The following is an 18,061-nucleotide window of genomic DNA, read 5'->3' as shown; positions in this document are numbered from 1 at the left end:
GCTTGTCCCGTAACTGATCTCACCAGGCCGGTGCCCGGATAACCGCCGTCGGCGATGGTCATTGTCTTGCCGACGGCGTCCTTCGCGCCGGCCCCCCATGCCTTGCAGTCGTTGCGGTTGCCGGGCAGCGGCCGGCCGACCACCACGACCAGGCGGGAGTCCGCATCGATGACGACCTGATGGCTCGTTGAGTAGCGGCAGTTCTTCGACTGCTCGGCCACCGTGTGGTCGCGGGTGGGCACCAGGGTGCCGTCCACGATCAGCACGGTGTCCTTGCGGAACCGCTTGCGGGGACGGAGCGCGAGGGGCGGTCCCAGATGGTCGATGATGCGGTTGGCAGCAAATTCTGAGACGCCGAAGAGCGGAGCCGACTGACTAAGGGTCAGGTCTGTGCGCCAACACGTGGTGGCCTTCTCGTCGTAGCGCGGTGATCAGCTTGCGGAAGCCACGCGGGCTCAACCCGCTGAACAGGGTTATCCAAGACGGCTTTGACGCCGTGATCACACCAGCCACGACAAGATCGTTCCACCCGCAGCACCGTCTCACTGAGGCATCACGGAATCACCTGCCGTTCGCCGATGACCAGGCCACATGTCGTCATACGCCGCGTCGAAGAACTGCGCCTGCGACCCGCGCAGCACAGACCCGTCAGATATACCGCCCCTGGCGGCCTCCGCGAGGCGGACTGCGAAACGATAGGCAGCGCCTCGCAAGGGCTCGCTTCTCGCTGCCAAGTCGATTTCCGCATGCGCCAGCCACAGATCATCGACGAGCTGGTCGAGCTCGGCATCGGCCGCGGTACCACCATTGCCCGACCGCGCGAGCGCCGCCTTCTCCACCTGCGACGCAAGCCCCAGGAACTTCAGGACCGCGTTCTTGACCTCCGCCCGGTGCGCGGCAGACTCCTGTGCTTCGAGCTGTCGAGTGCTTGCTCGTGACATGAGGTACTGGCCAAACAGCGATCCGCCCGCGCCGAGCGCGACACCAGCCAACGACAACAACGCCGGCCCCAAAGTTCCCAGAGATCCCATAACTTGAGTCTCTCAGCACCACGTTCGGCACTGCGCGAGGAGGCCCACCCACCCACGGTCTACTCCTGCCACCGTGATCGCGGGACAGCCTTTAGGCCCCCGGGGGCACCCCTATTGAGACCGCATGAGGTGCAGGTCCTCGCCCCAGGCGTCGAGCACCGCACCGTGTCCGGCCCGCCGGGCCGCTACTTCGACCTTGGCAAAGAGGCGACGCTGAGTGGAAACGTCGCCTGTTGCTGAGATGTGGTTCATAGCACCGAGCAGCAGCTCGGTATCCCAGCCGGGCAGCGGGAATCGGGCAAGTTCCCACTCCAGGTACTTGTTGTAAGGGCGGGGCCGTCGGTCCAGAGCGAAAAGCAATTCCAGCAGGAACCTGATGCTGTCGGTGGCGTCGAGTCGGGCCGCCAGGACATGTCCGTCGCGGTCGTTCTTTACTGAGCGGTAGAGAGAGTTGGCGTAGGCGTCGAGCCATGCATCTGCCTCGTGGAAGGCTGCGTCGGCGGCGAGCCGCGCCTTGTCGGCCAGGATCTGGGCGATGACTCCGCCGAGGCGGTCGAGCACGATCTGGGCTCGGGCGAGGGCGTATCGCTCGAAGCCGGGCATTCCGGCAGCACGGAACCTGTCGAGGGAGAGGATGACAAGGTCGAGTTCTGGGGTGCGGTGTCCCGTGAACCGGGCGAGTTCCGTCGTCGCCCCGTCAGCGAGAATGACGTACAGGTCGTGGTCGGAGTACTCAGTGGCCATGCCCTCGTGGGCCCGGGAACCTTTGAGGACAAGGCCGACTACCGCCGGATCAGCGGTGGCGAGTTCGACGAACGCGTCGTAGGAGAGGTGTTTCTGGGCAGTCATTGCGTGGTCTCCGGGGTGATGTGGTGACGGGCATGCCAGCCGGGCGCCCTGGCTCACACGAGGCGCCCGTAACGTCTGCAGCGGTGTTTGGCCGCCGCCCGGAGAATCAACGCACGGGTGGACTCTAGCGCTCGGTTTGCCGGGTGGTCTCACGTTCGGCTGTTCCGGGCCGACATGGGCGCAGGCCAGTTTGGCCCTCTGGAATCCAGTCAGAGCCACTCATTGATGATCGCGATCTGGACGGTGGCCTCATAGCGGACAGCAATTTTGTCGTATCTCGTGGCGACGGCCCGGTGCCTCTTGAGGCGGTTGATGCCGCACTCGACTGCATGGCGCTCGCGGTAGTCAGTCTTGTCGAACTTCGGCGGTCGGCCACCCCGGGACCCGAGGCTCTGCCGGTTGCGGGCGCGGTCCGCGGGGATCGGGATCGTCGTTCTAGTTCCGCGTCTGCGGAGATAAGCACGGTTCTTGCGCGAGTCGTATGCCTTGTCGGCTCGTACCCGGTCCGGCCGCTTGCGCGGCCGCCCCAAGCCCAGCCGCGGCACCCTGATCGCTTCCAGCAGAGGCTCGAACTGCGGGGAGTCACCTCGCTGACCAGCGGTGATCACTACTGACAGCGGCTTCTGTCCCTGCTCGACAGCCAGATGGATGTTGCTAGTCAGCCCGCCCCGAGACCGTCCGAGCCCGTGGTCGGCCGGCTCGGTGAAGACGCCGCCGGGCGGCTCCTTCTGGAGATCCCCTTTTTCGCCGCTCCGGCAGCGTGCCGGTGGGCCGCCCGCGCCCGACGTGCCCGCGGCAGATACCGCAGTCGCTCCGGGAGCACCGGCACGATCACTCGCACCACGGCGCAGAACCGCCGCAGCCCGCGCTCCTGGGCCTCCGTCCACTCCAGGCCGATCGCCTCTCGCGCGTCAGGCGGCATGAGCCCGACGGTGAGGAAGCTCCGGAACCGGGCCAGCGGCGGAAGCAGTACCGGCCACAGGGCCCTCAGCAGCAGCCGGAGGGCCAGCGGGCCCCGGTCCGGGGGTGGCACAGCGGCGCCGCTGTCGACGAGTTCGCCGACGACCGCGGTCCGCTCGATCTCGTCGGCGAGCATGCCGCGGTAATAGGGCCAGAACTCCTCGATCGTCTGCGGCATGTCCCGGTCCCGGATCCCGAGCACGCGGCCCACCTGGAGCCACTCCCGGTACAGGGCCCGTTCCTGGTCCCGGCCGAACGGCCGCAGGAGGTACCGCGCCCCGTGCCGGTACACGGGGAATCCGGTCGCGTGCACCCATGCGTAGTTGGCCGGTGACAGGGCGTGGTACGGGCGGCCGCGGGTGTCGGTCCCCTGGATCGCGCGGTGCAGCCGGCGGAGCCTGCGCCCCTCCTCCACCGCCTCCTCGCCCCCGTACACCCACAGCTGGAGCGAGCTCAGCGAACGTTCCCCGCGGCCCCACGGGTCCGTACGGAAGACGGAGTGCTCGTCGACGCCCGCGCCGACCGCGGGGTGGGCAACCTGGAGGGTGAGGGCGGCCGGCAGCATCAGCAGGGCCCGGATGTCACCGGACAGGCTCCACAGCACGCCTCCGGGCGGGGGCGGTACCGGATCCGCACCCCTGACGCTCTCGCCGCTCATGCGGTGCTCCCGACGTTCGACGGGCGCGCGGTCCGGCGCCCTTCTCCTGCGAGATCCAGTATGCGAGCGCGTCCGGAACCATGCGCACCGGCCCCGTGGAACACCCTGCCGTCGACTGTGTTGACGGAGCCGGTGAAACAAGTCAATAGTATTTGTAACTTTGACTCCCTCGACCGGATGGACCATCACATCCCTTGCACAGCAGATGAGTTGGTCCGTACGACAGCAGCAGCACAAGACAGCGGTCCTCCCCGGGAGTCGGCACACAGACAGGAGCGCGCACCATGGGCCGATACAGCCGCCTGCACCGGATACGCCGGATGGATCCGGCACGCGATTACGCCGAGATCCTTCGGCTGATGTCCCAGTACGAGTTCCCCTGGGACTACCGGCAGGGGGTGAGCGTCGCCTTCCTCCGGGACTACGGCGTTCCCCGGATCTCCGTGCTCCTCGACCGGACCCAGGAGTTCGAACGGGCCGGGCAGAAGCGGTACGACGACACGGTGCTGATCGGGTACGAGATGGCGGCCGACGGCTTCGACTCGGAGCGCGGGCGGGCGGCCGCACGCCATCTGAACCGGATCCACGGGAAGTACAGCATCCCGAACGAGGACTTCCGCTACGTCCTCGCCACCACCGTCGTGGGGCCGAAGCGCTGGATCGACCGGTACGGCTGGCGTCCTCTGTGCACTCAGGAGGTGCAGGCACTGGTGGAGGTCGGCCGCAAGATGGCGTCGGTCATGGGCATCGAGGGAGCGCCCGACACGTACGAGGGGTTCGAGGCGCTCCTCGACTCGTACGAGGAGCAGATGTTCGCGTACGACCCGGCCAACCGGCGGGTCGCCAACGCCACCTTCCGCGTCATGGCGAGCTGGTATCCGCGTCCGTTACGGCCCCTGGTGGCCAGATTCTCGCTCGCCCTGCTCGACGAACCGCTGCTCAAGGCACTGGGCTTCCGGCCTCAGCCGCAGTGGGCGCAGGCCTCGGCGTCGGCGGCCCTGCGCCTGCGCGCCCGGTGCGTCCGCCGGCTGCCGGCCCGGCCGCGCCGGTTCCCCTCGCGCCCGCAGCCCCGCTCGTACCCCTTCGGCTGGCGGCTCGACGACCTCGGGCCGCACTGGGCCCGCAACCGGCCCCTGGAACCACTGCCCGACGAGAGCGACGGCCCCGAGGGCGGCGCTACCCCGCGGCAAGCAGCGGCACCAGACAGCGGCGGGCGAACTCCCGCACCTGGCTGTCGTCGTCAAGCTCGAAACAGCTGACGGGGTTGAGGAGGAAGGAGACGGTGATCCGCACCATGAGTTCGGCGACCGGGATCGGATCGCTCGACGGCCGGCCCTCGGCGATGCGGGCTTCCCGCAGCCGTTCGGCCAGGTACTCGCGGATGGCGAGGAAGGCGGGCCCGCTGTCCAGGGTCAGGAAGGGAAGCATGGTCTCCGGCTCCAGCCGCAGCAGGCCGCCGATGAGCGGGTGCTCGCGGATGTGCCGCAGCACCGCGGTGAACCCCTCGACGAGGCGGTCCTCCGTCGTCGGCAGCGCGGCCACCGCCTCGTCCACCTCCATGACGAAGCGGCGGTACTCGCGCAGCAGGCAGGCGGAGACGAGGCTGTCCTTGTTGCCGATCCGCCGGTAGACGGTCACCCGGGAGACCCCGGCGCGCCTGGCGACGTCGTCGACGGTGGAGCGGCGCAGCCCGAAGGTCATGAACTGCTCGCGCGCGGCGTCCAGGATCTGCTCGCTGAGCGCGTCGGTGGGCACGTTCTCACGCAGCGCCAGGGCCAGCGGTGACTCGTCGGTGCTCCGTGCCGTCATGGGTCCTCCCCCGTCCGCGACTTCCGTCCCCCACCATAGGAGCTGATACGGAGTGACGGGTCCCGTATTCCTGTCACGCAAGGACGGGGCGCCCACCGGAGTCCGGTGGGCGCCCCGCCGCGGATGCGGTGCCGGATGCGGCTACTCGCAGGTACCGGCGAACGTTTTGCGGGTCACCACGTCGGTGGCCGCGGCGGTCGTGTCCAGCCAGGCGATGCGCTGTCCGTCACCGAGGGACGGAGCCAGCTGGGCGCCGGAGGAGCAGGAGACGCGGCTGAACAGGTTGAGCCCCGCGAGCACGTCGGCGGTCTTGGAGACCCGCACCTTGCCGGGGCCGCTCCAGGAGCCGAGGGCGCCCCACAGGTCGTACGTGGAGTAGGCGAAGTACTCCTCGTTGACGGAGAACTGGGCCACGTAGGTGCCCGTCGGGTAGTTCAGCTTCGCGGCCTTGGCCAGGTCGTCGAGCGGCGCCGACACGAACTTGGTGCTCGGGATCAGGAAGCCGCCGGTCTCGCGCCAGAACACCCGCTCCGAGGTGATCTGGATGTCGGAGACGTAGTCGAAGAGGAAGCCGCTGATGCGCTTGGACTGGGTGGTTCCGGTGGCGATGTCGTAGGCGTAGACGTAGGTGCCGTCACCACCGGCCCAGGCGATCCGGCCGTGCTTCATCGCAAGCCGGGCGGCCTTGGTCCCGGCCTCCGGGGTCACGTTGACCGTCGTGCCGTCCGCCTTGCGGAGCATGACGTCCTGCTCGCCGTCGACGGTGGTGCTGATGTAGGCGAGCGCGCCGTTCTCGGTCACCGGCTCGGTCTCGTCCGCTTCCGGGCTGTCGACGAGCTTTTTGATCGCGCCCTGGCCCTTGGACCCGGCCCGGTAGATTCCGATGCCGTCAGCGGCGATCCGGGTGAACACGATGCGGTCGTCGTCGAGCGACGGGTCGAGCAGATAGGCGTCCTTCCGGGCCAGTTCGTGCGTGGGCTTCTTGCCGAAGCGGCCCACCGTGATACCGAAGGCGGCGCTGCCCCGGTCCCAGGCGATGGCGTCGCCGTGGCTGATGGCGTAGACGTCGCCGTTGATCTGGGCGGCCTGCTCGTCCACTCCGCCGTAGACCTCGTAGGCGGGCAGGACGTCGGCGCCGATGGTGGTGCCGTCGTGCGTGCCGCTCTTCTTCTCCCAGCCCTGCTCGATGCCGTGGTCGTCGAAGGCCTTGGCGATGACGGCGAGGTCCGCCCTGGAGACGTGCAGCGACTTGGCGGCGAGGGTGACCGCGTTGCGCATGTCGGTGAAGCCGGAGAGCGGGGTGAGGTAGTTCTGCGCGGACCGGTAGACGATCTGGTCGGCGAGCTTGCTGTCGAGGTTCTTGCGCATGTCCCACAGCGCGCCGCCGACGATGGTGGAGTTGTAGTGCACTCCGCCGTTGTCGATGTCGAGCGTGATGGGCTGGTAGTCCTTCTGCGCGCTGCGCCCGTCGTTCAGGTCGCGCAGGGCACAGTCCTCCAGCGGCTTGGTGCCGTTGCAGAGGTACTCGCCGATGAGGCCGGACGCCGGGTCGCTCATCGCGATGCCCTTGTCCGCGGTCTCCATGGCGTTGCCGAAGTAGTCGGATATCGCCTCGTTGAGCGCGCCCGACTGGTTGAGGTAGACGAGGCCGGCGGAGTGCTCCGTGACCCCGTGCGTCATCTCGTGGCCGACGACGTCCAGACCGACGGACAGCGGCACGCCGTCCATGTGGCCGTACACCATCTTGGAGCCGTCCCAGAAGGCGTTGGCGTAGTCCTTGCCGTTCGAGGCGACGTTGACGACGGAGTAGATCGTGCCGCCCTTGCCGTCGACCCCGTCACGGCCGATCTCGTTCTTGTAGTACTCGTACACCTTCGCCGCGTTCAGGTGGGCGTCGACCGCGCCGGACGTGGTGTTGGCGCCGTCGAAGCGGTCGCTCGCGGACGTGCTCAGGGGGATGTCCTCGGTGACCGGGCCCCCCGCGACGAGGGTGTAGTTCTTGCGCTGGGCGTCGTAGGTGCGTATCTGGCCGCCGGTCAGCGGGTACATGGCGCGTGAGGAGTCGACGAGCGTGTACGAGCCGTCCGTCTCCTTGCCGGCCTCCAGCTTCGCCTCGCCGCCGTCCACCTTGACGCCGGTCACCTGGGCGGGCGCGGCGTCGGCGGCGTCGATGTTGTTGTACGAGAGCGCGATGCCGCCCACCCGCGCGTCGACGTAGACCTCCTGGCGGACCGGGGAGCCGTTGGCCTTGCCGCCGGTGACGGTGAAGTGCCAGGCGAGCCGGCCGCCCTGGGCGTCGGGCAGCACGGACAGACCGTGTGCCTCGGTCCTCGCATCCCGTACGTCGGCCAGGCCGCGGTCGAGGGTGAACATCCGCTGCCGTGCGAGGGCTTCGGTCACCTTGGGTGTGGTGGGGACGGTGAGGCCGGTGTACAGCGTTCCGGTCGCGGAGGTGACCTGCTGCCCGCCCTCGGCCGCCTGCGTCTGCACCGCGTACTCGGCGCCGAAGACCGGGATCCCGTCGTGCTTCTGCTGGAATCGCACCGACGACTGCTTGCCGTCCTTGGTGGTCTTCACGGTCCGCAGATCGGAAACCGGGATCCGGTACGTGTCCTCATGAGCCTTCAGGTGGGCCCTGGCGGCCTCGGCCGGGGTGCCCTGCCGGGGTGCGTCGTCCAGGCCCTGGGTCATCGCGGGCGCGACACCCGCCGGCCCCGTCGCCGGCGGCACCGGCTCCGTGTCGTCCGCCCAGGCCGGCGCGGCCAGCAGTGCCGCGCCGGTCGCGGCGGCGGCCACCCCGGTCGCCAGCATCCGCAGCGCATTCGTTCGTCTCACAAGACCTCCCCATCGCACACCTCGCCGGAGCCGTTGGGGCGGCTCCGGCGTTGACGTGTTGATCGTTCGTCATGGGGGGTCGTGGGGACAAGGGATGGCCCTGGCGCGAACATGCCGTGGCGTAAATGCGCCTCAGATCGCGGGCTGCGCGCCCGGCCCGTCCAGCGCCTCGGGCAGCCACCCGGCCCGTGCGGCGTACCAGCCGAGCTGGAACCGCGTGGCCGCGCCGACCTCGTCCATCAGCTCGTGCAGCCGCCGCTGCACCGTGCGGTGGCCCATGCCCAGCTGGCGGGCTATGGCGGCGTCGGTCAGGCCGACGTGCAGCAGGGCCACGATCTGCCGGTCGACGGCCGCGACCGAGGGCTCCTCGGCCTTCGCCTCACCGGACAGGCTCAGCCGCCACCCTTTCTCGAAGTGCTCCTCGAACAGCGAGACCAGGGCCGTGAGCAGCCCCGTCCGGTGGACGACGAGCGCCACCGGTTCCGTCTCGCGCTCGGGGTCCAGGGGCAGCAGGGCGATGCGGCGGTCCACGATGGCGAGCTTGATCGGGAGCCGGTCCGTGACGGAGACCTGCTGGCCCTGGGCCACGCACGAGGTCAGCACGGAGGCGGTCTCCGGGCTCTCCAGCCATTCGCGTTCGACGACGCTGCGCACGGTCACGCCTCGGCTCACCATCTCGGCGTCCACCTCTTCGTGGTTGTCCACGAAGCTGAGCACCGCGGGCACCCGCCTGACCGGCACCAGGGTGCACACCTCGCTCCTGGCCTGACGCTGCATGGTCAGCAGCCGCCGGCGGATCGCCGCCGGGCCGGACAGCACCTCCACCGGGGCGCCCGCCCCGTACATCTGCGCGGAGCGGTGCCGTTCGGAGAGGTCGCCGACGAGCGACTCGACCCGGTGCAGGGCGGAGCGCCTGGACTCCAGGAGCGGTCCGAGCGCGAGGACGGGCGAGGCCGCCCGATAGCGGAAGGTGCTGCCGGAATCCGGCGGGTGGGCACTGGCGAGCCCCCGTTCGACGAGCGAGTCGAGGGCATCCACCACCGCCGCCTCGCCCAACTGCCCCACCAGTGCGTCCGGTTCGCAGTCCGGGCGGTCCACGAGCAGACGGTAGACCGCGTCCTCTTCCGGCCCCAGTCCCAGCAGTGTCAGCAGCGACGCGTCCACCGGGCCGGGACGACCGGCCTCCTCCGGCCCGCCCGGCTCCCCGCCCCGCGTCTCGCTACCCGTCATGCCCCACCCCTCCTTGCCCACCGCGTTGACGGCGTCAGGCTATCCGGCATGATCCGGACGAACGGACTCAGTCGAAGTCGTACACCGTCACCGGTATGCCCCCTCCGGTCAGCCGCTTCTCGATCAGGGGCTCGATCCGGGACCATGTCCCGCCCGCCAGCCCGCAGCCGATCCGCGGCATGTGAACCGAGGCCCCCAGCTCGGCCGCCCGGTCCGCCACCGCCCCCAGCGCGCCGTCGATCGCCTCGTAACGCACCGGGACCCCGTTGCTCCCCGTGCGCATCCCGCGCTGGCCCACCGCGTTCGCCACCCAGATGTACGGGCTCACCTGCACGAACTGCACGGCGCCGAGGCCGAAGTCGTTGCCCGCACGCTCCCGGTGCCATCGGCGGTACGCCGCTTCGGGTTCGGGCCGGCGCCGCGTCAGGGCCAGGACGAAACCCTTGCCCCAGCCACCGAGGTCGTTGCAGACATGGACGATCAGCTTGACGCCCTTGCCGTGAGGGGAGGTCGCGTCGCCGCGTACGTAAGTGATCTCCGACATGCGGTCAGGCTATGCGCGCCCACTGACATCCCGGCTCTTTCACATCACTGGTGAGACAGCAATACTGTTGCACCGGAGGGGCGCATGCACACGGCAGCCCGTCCGCGGGCGGACACGAGGAGCAGACATGGCGACCGAGGGCGAGGAGCCGAAGCTCACCGTCGACGAGCTGGCGGCACGTGCCGGGGTGACCGTGCGCACCGTGCGCTTCTACAGCACCCGGGGGCTGCTGCCGCCCCCGGTCATCGGGCCGCGCCGGGTCGGGCACTACGGGCACGAGCACCTCTCCCGGCTGGCGCTCATCGAGGAGCTCCAGCACCAGGGCATGACGCTCGCCGCGATCGAACGCTACCTGGAGCAGCTGCCGCCCGATCTGAGCGCCCACGATCTGGCCATTCACCGGGCCCTGGTGGCTTCGTGGGCACCCGATTCGGCGGAGGAGGCGACCCGCGCGGAGCTGGAGCGCCGCTCGGGGCGGCCGCTGTCGCAGGAGGACATCGACCGGCTGGCCGCGATGGGGGTGCTGGAGCGGTCCGGGGCGGACGACGGCGTGTACCGGGTGGACCCGGGCCTTCTGCGGCTCGGCGTGGAACTGCTCGACGTCCCGATCGCGCACGAGACGATCCTCGCCGCCCGTACGGTCCTGCTGGAACACACCCGCTCGGTCGCGCACGAACTGAGTCGGCTCTTCCGGGACGAGGTGTGGGGTCCGTACCGGAAGCGGGAGTCGGACCCGGAGCACCTCAAGGCGATGAGGTCGCTGTCCGCGCACATGCAGCCGCTGGTGCTCCAGGCGCTCGTGACCGCGTTCCAGCGCTCGTTCAAGGAAGAACTGCGGGCCGCCTTCGCTGCCGACCAGGGCGGGGTCTGAAAGTGGCGCCGTCCGCCGCCCGAAGGGCCGGCCCGGCGGGACCTTCCCGACCCGCCCCGGCTGCCTGACGGGCCGCACCCCCGGGTGCGGCCCGTCGCGGCGGCGTCAGTCGTGGAAGGTCTCGCCCTTCTCCGCTTTCTCCACGAGCAGCTCGGGCGGCAGGAACCGGTTGCCGTAGCGCTCGGCGAGTTCCCGGCTGCGGGCCACGAAGCCGGGCAGACCGCCCTCGTAGCCGTTGATGTACTGGAGCACGCCGCCGGTCCACGCGGGGAAGCCGATGCCCATGATGGAGCCGATGTTGGCGTCGGCGACGGTGATCAGGACGTTCTCCTCCAGGCAGCGGACACTGTCCAGGGCCTCGGAGAAGAGCATCCGCTCCTGCATGTCGGTGAAGGAGATGTCCGTGTCCGGCCGGGTGCCGAAGTGCTCGCGCAGTCCGGGCCAGAGGCGGGTGCGCTTCCCGCTCTCGTCGTACTCGTAGAAGCCCGCGCCACCGCTGCGGCCGGGGCGTCCGAACTCGTCGACCATCCGGTCGATGACCGCGTCCGCCGGGTGGCCGGCCCAGCTGCCGCCCGCCTCCTCGACGGCCTTGCGGGTCTCGTTGCGGATCTTGCGGGGCAGGGTCAGCGTCAGCTCGTCCATCAGGGAGAGCACCTTGGCCGGGTAGCCGGCCTGCGCGGCCGCCTGCTCGACGGAGGCCGGCTCGACACCCTCGCCGACCATGGCGACGCCCTCGTTGAGGAACTGGCCGATGACGCGCGAGGTGAAGAAGCCGCGCGAGTCGTTGACGACGATCGGCGTCTTCCTGATCCGGCGGACCAGGTCGAAGGCGCGGGCCAGGGCCTCGTCACCGGTCTTCTCGCCCTTGATGATCTCGACGAGCGGCATCTTGTCGACGGGCGAGAAGAAGTGCAGCCCGATGAAGTCGACGGGGCGCGCGACGCCTTCGGCCAGCACCGTGATGGGCAGCGTGGAGGTGTTGGAGCAGAGCAGGGCGTCCGGCTCGATGATGTCCTGGATCTCCTGGAAGACCTTGTGCTTGAGCGCGGTGTCCTCGAACACGGCCTCGATGACGGCGTCGCAGCCGGCGAGGTCGGCCGGGTCCCCGGTCGGGGTGATGCGGGCCAGCAGCTCGTCGCGCTTCGCCTCGGTCGTACGGCCCCGGGAGAGCGCCTTGTCGAGCAGCTTCTCGCTGTACGCCTTGCCCTTCGCGGCGGCCTCCGTGGAGACGTCCTTGAGGACGACGTCGATACCCGCCCGGGCGCAGGAGTACGCGATGCCCGCGCCCATCATCCCGGCACCGAGGACGGCGACCTTGCGGACCTGGCGCTCCTCGATGCCCTTGGGGCGGCTGGCACCGGAGTTGACGGCCTGGAGGTCGAAGAAGAACGCCTGGATCATGTTCTTCGAGACCTGGCCGGTGACCAGCTCGGTGAAGTAGCGGGCCTCGATGACGAGCGCGTTCTCGAAGTCGACCTGTGAGCCCTCGACGGCCGCGGCGAGGATGTTGCGCGGCGCGGGCATGGGCGCACCGGCGAGCTGCTTCTTCAGGTTGGACGGGAAGGCGGGCAGGTTGGCGGCGAACTTGGGGTTCGACGGGGTGCCGCCGGGGATCCGGTAGCCCTTGACGTCCCAGGGCTGCTGGGACTCGGGGTTCGCGTCGATGAAGGCGCGGGCCTTTTCGAGCATCTCCTCGAGGGTGGCTGCGACCTCGTGGACCAGGCCGTTCTCCAGGGCCCGCCGCGGGGTGTACTGGGTGCCCTGGAGCAGCACCTTGAGCAGCGCGTCGGCGATGCCCATGAGGCGTACGGTGCGGGTGACGCCGCCGCCGGCGGGCAGCAGGCCGAGGGTGACCTCGGGCAGGCCGATGCGGGAGCCGGGGGCGTCGAGGGCGATGCGGTGGTGGGCGGCGAGGGCGATCTCGTAACCGCCGCCGAGGGCCGCGCCGTTGATGGCGGCGACGACGGGCTTGCCGAGGGTCTCGATGCGGCGCAGCGACCTCTTGATCGCGGTGCCGGCGTCGAACGCGGCCTGCGCGTTCTCGGGACCGATCTTGATCATGTCCTTGAGGTCGCCGCCCGCGAAGAACGTCTTCTTGGCGGAGGCGTAGATGATGCCCCGGATGGATTCCTTCTCGGCCTCGGCCCGGTCGGCGATGGCCTCGATCGAGTCCCGGAACGCCTGGTTCATCGTGTTGGCGGACTGGTTGGGGTCGTCGAGTACGAGGGTGACGACGCCGGTCTCGTCCTGTTCCCAGCGGATGGTCGTGCTCTCGGTCATGTGTCTGTCTTCTCCGTAGGAAGGGGGACGTTCAGAGACGCTCGATGACGGTGGCGATGCCCATGCCGCCGCCCACGCAGAGGGTGGCGAGGCCGTAGCGCTTGTCGCGCCGCTCCAGTTCGTCGATCAGGGTGCCGAGGATCATCGCGCCGGTGGCGCCGAGCGGGTGGCCGAGCGCGATGGCGCCGCCGTTGACGTTGATCTTGTCGAGCGAGAGGCCCATGTCGCGGGCGAAGCGCAGGACGACTCCGGCGAAGGCCTCGTTGATCTCGACGAGGTCGATGTCGTCGATGGTCAGGCCGGCCTTGGCGAGCGCCTTGCGGGTGGCGGGCGCGGGGCCGGTGAGCATGATGGTGGGCTCGGATCCGGAGACGGCGGCGGAGACGATCCGGGCGCGCGGGGTGAGGCCGTAGCGCTCGCCGATCTCCTTCGATCCGATCGCGACGAGGGCGGCGCCGTCGACGATGCCGGAGGAGTTGCCCGCGTGGTGGACGTGGTCGATCTTCTCCACCCAGTGGTACTTCTGCAGCGCCACCGCGTCGAAGCCGCCCATCTCGCCGATCGCGGCGAACGACGGCTTGAGCGCGGCGAGGGAGTCGGCGGTGGTGCCGGGGCGCATGTGCTCGTCGTGGTCGAGGACGACGAGGCCGTTGCGGTCCTTGACGGGGACGACCGAGCGCGCGAAGCGGTTGTCCTTCCACGCCTCGGCGGCGCGCTCCTGCGACAGGGCGGCGAACTCGTCGACGTCGCGGCGGGAGAAGCCCTCGATGGTCGCGATGAGGTCCGCGCCGACGCCCTGCGGCGCGAAGCCGGTCTCGTAGTTCGTCATCGGGTCCATCGCCCAGGCACCGCCGTCCGAGCCCATCGGGACGCGGGACATCGACTCGACGCCGCCCGCGAGGATGAGGTCCTCCCAGCCCGAACGGACCTTGGCGGCAGCCAGGTTGACGGCCTCCAGGCCCGAGGCGCAGAAGCGGTTCTCCTGGACTCCGGCGACGGTGTCGGGCAGACCGGCCGCGATCGCGGCGATGCGCGCGATGTCGGAGCCCTGGTCGCCGAGCGGGCTGACGACGCCGAGGACGATGTCGTCGATCGCCGCCGGGTCCAGGCCCGGGAAGCGGTCGCGGAGTTCGTGGATGAGTCCGACGACGAGGTCGATCGGCTTGGTGCCGTGCAGGGCCCCGTTGGCCTTGCCGCGGCCGCGCGGGGTGCGGATCGCGTCGTAGACGAATGCTTCGGTACTCAAGACAGCTGCCTTTCGAGGGTGGTTGCGCAACAGGGTGACGGGGACCGGGTCAGGCGAGCAGCGAGCGGCCGATGATCTCCTTCATGATCTCGGTCGTTCCGCCGTAGATGGTCTGGATGCGGCCGTCGGTGAAGGCCCTGGCCACCGGGAACTCCGCCATGTATCCGTATCCGCCGTGCAGTTGGAGGCACCGGTCGGCGACGCGCTTCTGCAGTTCGGTCGCCCACCACTTCGCCATGGAGGCGTGTACGGCGTCGAGCGTCCCGTCCGAGTGGTCGACGATGCACCGGTCGAGGAAGGCGCGGGTGACGGCGCACTCGGTGGCCATCTCGGCGATCTCGAAGCGGATGTGCTGGAGCTTGGAGAGCGGGCGTCCGAAGGCCTCGCGCTCCTTGACGTAGGCGGTGGTGATCTCCACGAGGTGCTCGGCGGCGGCGATCCCGGCGACGGCTATGCCCATCCGCTCCTGGGCCAGGTTGGTCATCAGGTGGACGAAGGCGCCGTCGCGTTCGCCGAGGAGGTTCTCCTTGGGCACGCGCACGTCGTGGAAGAAGAGCTCGGCGGTGTCCTGGGACTTCTGGCCGATCTTGTCGAGGTTGCGGCCGCGCTCGAAGCCCTCGGCGCCGCGCTCGACGACGATCAGCGAGAGGCCCTTCGCGCCGCCTTCCGGGGTGGTCTTCGCGACGACGATCACCAGGTCGGCGAGGATGCCGTTGGAGATGAACGTCTTGGAGCCGTTGAGCAGCCAGTGGTCGCCCCGGTCCTCGGCGGTGGTCCTGATGCCCTGGAGGTCGGATCCGGCGCCGGGTTCGGTCATCGCGATGGCGGTGATGATCTCGCCGCTGCAGAAGCCGGGCAGCCAGCGCCGCTTCTGCTCCTCGGTCGCCAGGCCGGTGAGGTACGGGCCGATGATGTCGTTGTGCAGGCCGAGCGCGAGGCCGGGGGTTCCGGCGCGGGTGAACTCCTCGGCGAGGACTGCGCTGTAGCGGAAGTCGGTGTTCCCGCCGCCTCCGTACTCCTCGGGGACGGCGAGGCCGAGCAGTCCCTGCCGTCCGGCGGCGCGCCAGGCCTCGCGCGAGACGATGCCGTCCTTCTCCCACTGGTCGTAGTGCGGGAGGACCTCCTTGGTCAGGAAGGTGCGGACCGTCTCGCGGAACGCGTCGTGCTCCTCGGTGAAGATCTGCCGCTGCATCAGTCGGTCGTGTCCTTCCGGGTGGTCCGCAGGGCCGGTACGCCCCAGTCGGCGGCGACGGCCTCGGTGTCCGCGCCCGGCAGGGCCGGTCCGCTGTGCACCGAGGACGGCGTGGCCGAGAACCGGGGGGCGGGCGCGGGCTGGGTGAGTCCGCCGTGTTCGACGAAGGTGGCGCGGGCGGCGAGGTGCGGGTGGTGCGGTGCCTCGCGGAGCGAGAGGACGGGGGCCACGCAGGCGTCCGAGCCGTCGAAGACCTCGGTCCACTCCGCGCGGGTGCGGGTACGGAACCGGGCGGCGACGGCGGTGCGCAGTTCGTCCCAGCGGGCGAGGTCGCCCCGGTCGGGGGCCGTGTCCCCGAGGCCGAGGAGTTCGGTGAACTGGGCGTAGAAGCGCTTCTCCAGCGGGCCGACGGCCATGTACGCGCCGTCGGCCGTCTCGTACGAACCGTAGAACGGGCAGCCGCCGTCCAGGAGGTTGGAGCCGCGCCGGTCCTGCCAGCCGCCGGCGTGCAGCATGCCCTGGATCATCATGGTGAGGTGCGCGGTGCCGTCGACGATCGCCGCGTCGACGACCTGTCCGCTGCCGCCAGGGGTCCGGGCGTGCTGGAGGGCGGCGAGGACGCCGACGACGAGGTAGAGCGAGCCGCCCGCGTAGTCGCCGAGCAGGTTGGCGGGAACGGTGGGCGGCTCGTCCGGCTTGCCGATCATGGAGAGGGCGCCGGTGACGGCGATGTAGGCGATGTCGTGCCCGGCCCGTTCGGCGAGCGGGCCGTCCTGACCCCAGCCGGTCATCCGTCCGTAGACGAGCCGCGGATTGCGGGCGAGGCAGGCGTCCGGGCCCACACCGAGGCGTTCGGCGACGTGGGGCCGGTACCCCTCGATCAGGATGTCGGCGCGCTCGGCCAGGTCCAGGACGGTGTCCGGGCCGGCCGGGTCCTTGAGGTCGACGAGGACGGAGCGCTTGTTGCGATTGGTGAGGTCACCGGCCGGATCGATGCCGAGTCCGGCGCCGCCGGGCCGGTCGACGCGCACCACGTCGGCGCCGAGATCGGCCAGGAGCATCGCGGCGAACGGGCCCGGCCCGATGCCCGCCAGCTCGACCACACGCACCCCGGCCAGCGGGCCGCGCGGACCGTGCGAGCCGTTCCCTGTCGTTGCCATCGAGCCCCCAGCGGTATGACACAACCGATGTAACACCGATGATGCTAAGAATGCGCCGCGCTCCGCACAACCCCCTGGAGCGAGCAAGCGCTTAGTTTCTCTCCCCGGGATCCTCTCCCATGAAGCCTCCCCGCCCGCACACCGCCACGGACGGCTCCGCTACCCTCTGCCTGCTACATCGGCGCCGGCCCCTGCGGAGGCACTCGTGAACAGGCAGAACGGGGCATCACGCCCCTATGACGTGGTCCTCTTCGGCGCCACCGGCTTCGTGGGTGAGCTCACCGCCCGGTATCTGGCGGCCCACGCCCCGGACGGCTGCCGCTGGGCTCTGGCCGGCCGCAACCGCGCCGGACTGGAGCAGCTGCGCAACCGGCTCACGGCACTGCATCCGCACTGCGCGGACCTCCCCCTGCTGCACGCCGACGCCGACGACGCGGACGCGCTGCGCGAACTGGCCGAGTCCGCCCATGTGGTGGCCACGACCGTCGGCCCGTACGTCTGGTACGGCCAGAAGCTGGTCGCGGCCTGCGCCGAGGCGGGAACGGACTACACGGATCTCTCCGGCGAGCCGGAGTTCGCCGACCGGATGTACCTGGAGCACGACGCCCGGGCACGCGAGACCGGGGCCAGGATCGTGCACGCCTGCGGCTTCGACTCCGTACCGCACGATCTGGGGGCGTACTTCACGGTCCTGCAGCTGCCCGAGGACGTCCCGCTCCGCATCGACGGATTCGTCCGCTCCAACGCCGCCTTCTCGGGCGGTACGTTCGCCTCCGCACTCAACGCCATGGGCCGCGGCCCGCAGATGCTGAGCGCCGCCAGGGAACGCCGGCTCCACGAGCCCCGGCTGGTCGCCCGCCGCGCCGCCGCGCCGCTCGGCGGGCCGCGCTTCAGCACGGAGACCGGCACCTGGGCACTTCCGCTGCCGACGCTCGACGCGCAGATCGTCAGGCGCTCGGCCCGTGCGCTCCCCCGCTACGGCCCCGACTTCCGCTACCGGCACTACGCCTCGGTCAAGCATCTGCCGGTGGCCCTGGGCGGCACGGCGGCACTGGGCGCCCTGCTCGGCGCGGCGCAGCTGCCGGCCGTACGGAACTGGCTGATGGACCGCTACGAGCCCGGGTCGGGCCCGGACGAGGAGCGCCGCCGCCGGAGCTGGTTCACGGTCCGGTTCGTCGGCGAGGGCGGTGGCCGTCGGGTCTTCACCGAGGTGTCGGGCGGCGATCCGGGCTACGACGAGACGGCGAAGATGCTGGCGGAGGCGGCGCTGTGCCTGGCGATGGACGAGCTTCCGCCGACCTCGGGCCAGGTCACCACGGCGGTCGCCATGGGAGACGCGCTGCTGGAGCGGCTGCGCGGGGCGGGTCTGCGCTTCCGGGTGGCGGCCGTACGCTGA

At 70.2% G+C, this 18,061-nt stretch carries 15 protein-coding genes and 1 pseudogene; 3 read left to right on the top strand and 13 right to left on the bottom strand.

The features are described from left to right. Window positions 1–20 precede the first annotated feature (20 nt). From ACIQMX_RS15915 to ACIQMX_RS15895, 5 genes and pseudogenes are all read right to left on the bottom strand, one after another. Window positions 21–513, bottom strand: a pseudogene (locus ACIQMX_RS15915) (transposase); the annotation flags it as partial. 29 nt (window positions 514–542) lie between these two features. Further along, window positions 543–1,031 carry a hypothetical protein gene (locus ACIQMX_RS15910; protein WP_402478337.1) on the bottom strand — a complete coding sequence of 163 codons (489 nt, stop codon included), beginning with the start codon at window positions 1,029–1,031 and terminating at the stop codon, window positions 543–545. Window positions 1,032–1,142: 111 nt separating this feature from the next. Next, entirely contained in the window at window positions 1,143–1,880 is a 738-nt protein-coding gene (locus ACIQMX_RS15905) for a hypothetical protein (RefSeq protein WP_402478334.1), read from the bottom strand. Window positions 1,881–2,089: 209 nt separating this feature from the next. Then, a complete protein-coding gene (locus ACIQMX_RS15900; RefSeq protein WP_402478496.1) occupies window positions 2,090–2,524 on the bottom strand; it encodes a transposase in 435 nt (144 codons plus the stop codon). A 14-nt stretch (window positions 2,525–2,538) separates the two neighbouring features. After that, window positions 2,539–3,498: an oxygenase MpaB family protein gene (locus ACIQMX_RS15895; protein WP_402478331.1), complete on the bottom strand. Its 960-nt coding sequence runs from the start codon at window positions 3,496–3,498 to the stop codon at window positions 2,539–2,541. A gap of 284 nt (window positions 3,499–3,782) precedes the next feature. On the opposite strand from ACIQMX_RS15895, the gene ACIQMX_RS15890 reads away from it, so the two are divergent. Then, window positions 3,783–4,757 carry an oxygenase MpaB family protein gene (locus ACIQMX_RS15890; protein WP_402478329.1) on the top strand — a complete coding sequence of 325 codons (975 nt, stop codon included), beginning with the start codon at window positions 3,783–3,785 and terminating at the stop codon, window positions 4,755–4,757. On the opposite strand, the gene ACIQMX_RS15885 is transcribed toward ACIQMX_RS15890, so the two are convergent. The 4 genes from ACIQMX_RS15885 to ACIQMX_RS15870 all read right to left on the bottom strand — a co-directional run bounded on the left by ACIQMX_RS15885 (window position 4,675) and on the right by ACIQMX_RS15870 (window position 9,916). Then, window positions 4,675–5,307, bottom strand: a complete 633-nt coding sequence (locus tag ACIQMX_RS15885; protein ID WP_402478326.1) for a TetR/AcrR family transcriptional regulator — start codon at window positions 5,305–5,307, stop codon at window positions 4,675–4,677. The two genes, ACIQMX_RS15890 and ACIQMX_RS15885, sit on opposite strands and share 83 nt — an antisense overlap. Window positions 5,308–5,448: 141 nt before the next feature. Next, a complete protein-coding gene (locus ACIQMX_RS15880) occupies window positions 5,449–8,142 on the bottom strand; it encodes a M4 family metallopeptidase (protein WP_402478324.1) in 2,694 nt (897 codons plus the stop codon). A 132-nt stretch (window positions 8,143–8,274) separates the two neighbouring features. Further along, complete coding sequence (locus tag ACIQMX_RS15875) at window positions 8,275–9,372, bottom strand: helix-turn-helix transcriptional regulator (RefSeq protein WP_363074366.1); 1,098 nt, start codon at window positions 9,370–9,372, stop codon at window positions 8,275–8,277. Between the two features lie 67 nt (window positions 9,373–9,439). Then, window positions 9,440–9,916, bottom strand: coding sequence for a macro domain-containing protein (locus tag ACIQMX_RS15870; RefSeq protein ID WP_402478320.1), 477 nt, complete (start codon window positions 9,914–9,916; stop codon window positions 9,440–9,442). A gap of 127 nt (window positions 9,917–10,043) precedes the next feature. On the opposite strand from ACIQMX_RS15870, the gene ACIQMX_RS15865 reads away from it, so the two are divergent. Further along, on the top strand, window positions 10,044–10,787 hold the full coding sequence (locus ACIQMX_RS15865; protein WP_402478317.1) for a MerR family transcriptional regulator: 744 nt from the start codon (window positions 10,044–10,046) through the stop codon (window positions 10,785–10,787). A gap of 105 nt (window positions 10,788–10,892) precedes the next feature. On the opposite strand, the gene ACIQMX_RS15860 is transcribed toward ACIQMX_RS15865, so the two are convergent. Genes ACIQMX_RS15860 through ACIQMX_RS15845 form a run of 4 tightly spaced genes read right to left on the bottom strand, consistent with a single transcriptional unit; the run spans window position 10,893 to window position 16,665 of the window. Next, a complete protein-coding gene (locus ACIQMX_RS15860) occupies window positions 10,893–13,067 on the bottom strand; it encodes a 3-hydroxyacyl-CoA dehydrogenase NAD-binding domain-containing protein (protein ID WP_402478314.1) in 2,175 nt (724 codons plus the stop codon). Window positions 13,068–13,098: 31 nt separating this feature from the next. After that, on the bottom strand, window positions 13,099–14,313 hold the full coding sequence (locus tag ACIQMX_RS15855) for an acetyl-CoA C-acetyltransferase (RefSeq protein WP_402478311.1): 1,215 nt from the start codon (window positions 14,311–14,313) through the stop codon (window positions 13,099–13,101). Window positions 14,314–14,362: 49 nt separating this feature from the next. Then, window positions 14,363–15,505, bottom strand: a complete 1,143-nt coding sequence (locus ACIQMX_RS15850) for an acyl-CoA dehydrogenase family protein (protein WP_402478308.1) — start codon at window positions 15,503–15,505, stop codon at window positions 14,363–14,365. Then, window positions 15,505–16,665 carry a CaiB/BaiF CoA transferase family protein gene (locus ACIQMX_RS15845; RefSeq protein ID WP_402478305.1) on the bottom strand — a complete coding sequence of 387 codons (1,161 nt, stop codon included), beginning with the start codon at window positions 16,663–16,665 and terminating at the stop codon, window positions 15,505–15,507. Before ACIQMX_RS15845 ends, ACIQMX_RS15850 begins: the two co-directional genes overlap by 1 nt. A 205-nt stretch (window positions 16,666–16,870) precedes the next feature. On the opposite strand from ACIQMX_RS15845, the gene ACIQMX_RS15840 reads away from it, so the two are divergent. Further along, on the top strand, window positions 16,871–18,061 hold the full coding sequence (locus ACIQMX_RS15840; protein WP_402478303.1) for a saccharopine dehydrogenase family protein: 1,191 nt from the start codon (window positions 16,871–16,873) through the stop codon (window positions 18,059–18,061).

The sequence above is a fragment of the Streptomyces sp. NPDC091416 genome (assembly GCF_044756845.1).
In the GTDB taxonomy this organism is placed as follows: Bacteria; Actinomycetota; Actinomycetes; order Streptomycetales; family Streptomycetaceae; genus Streptomyces.
Note: the sequence above shows the minus strand (reverse complement) of the source record. Positions and strands in the feature narration are given on the sequence as shown.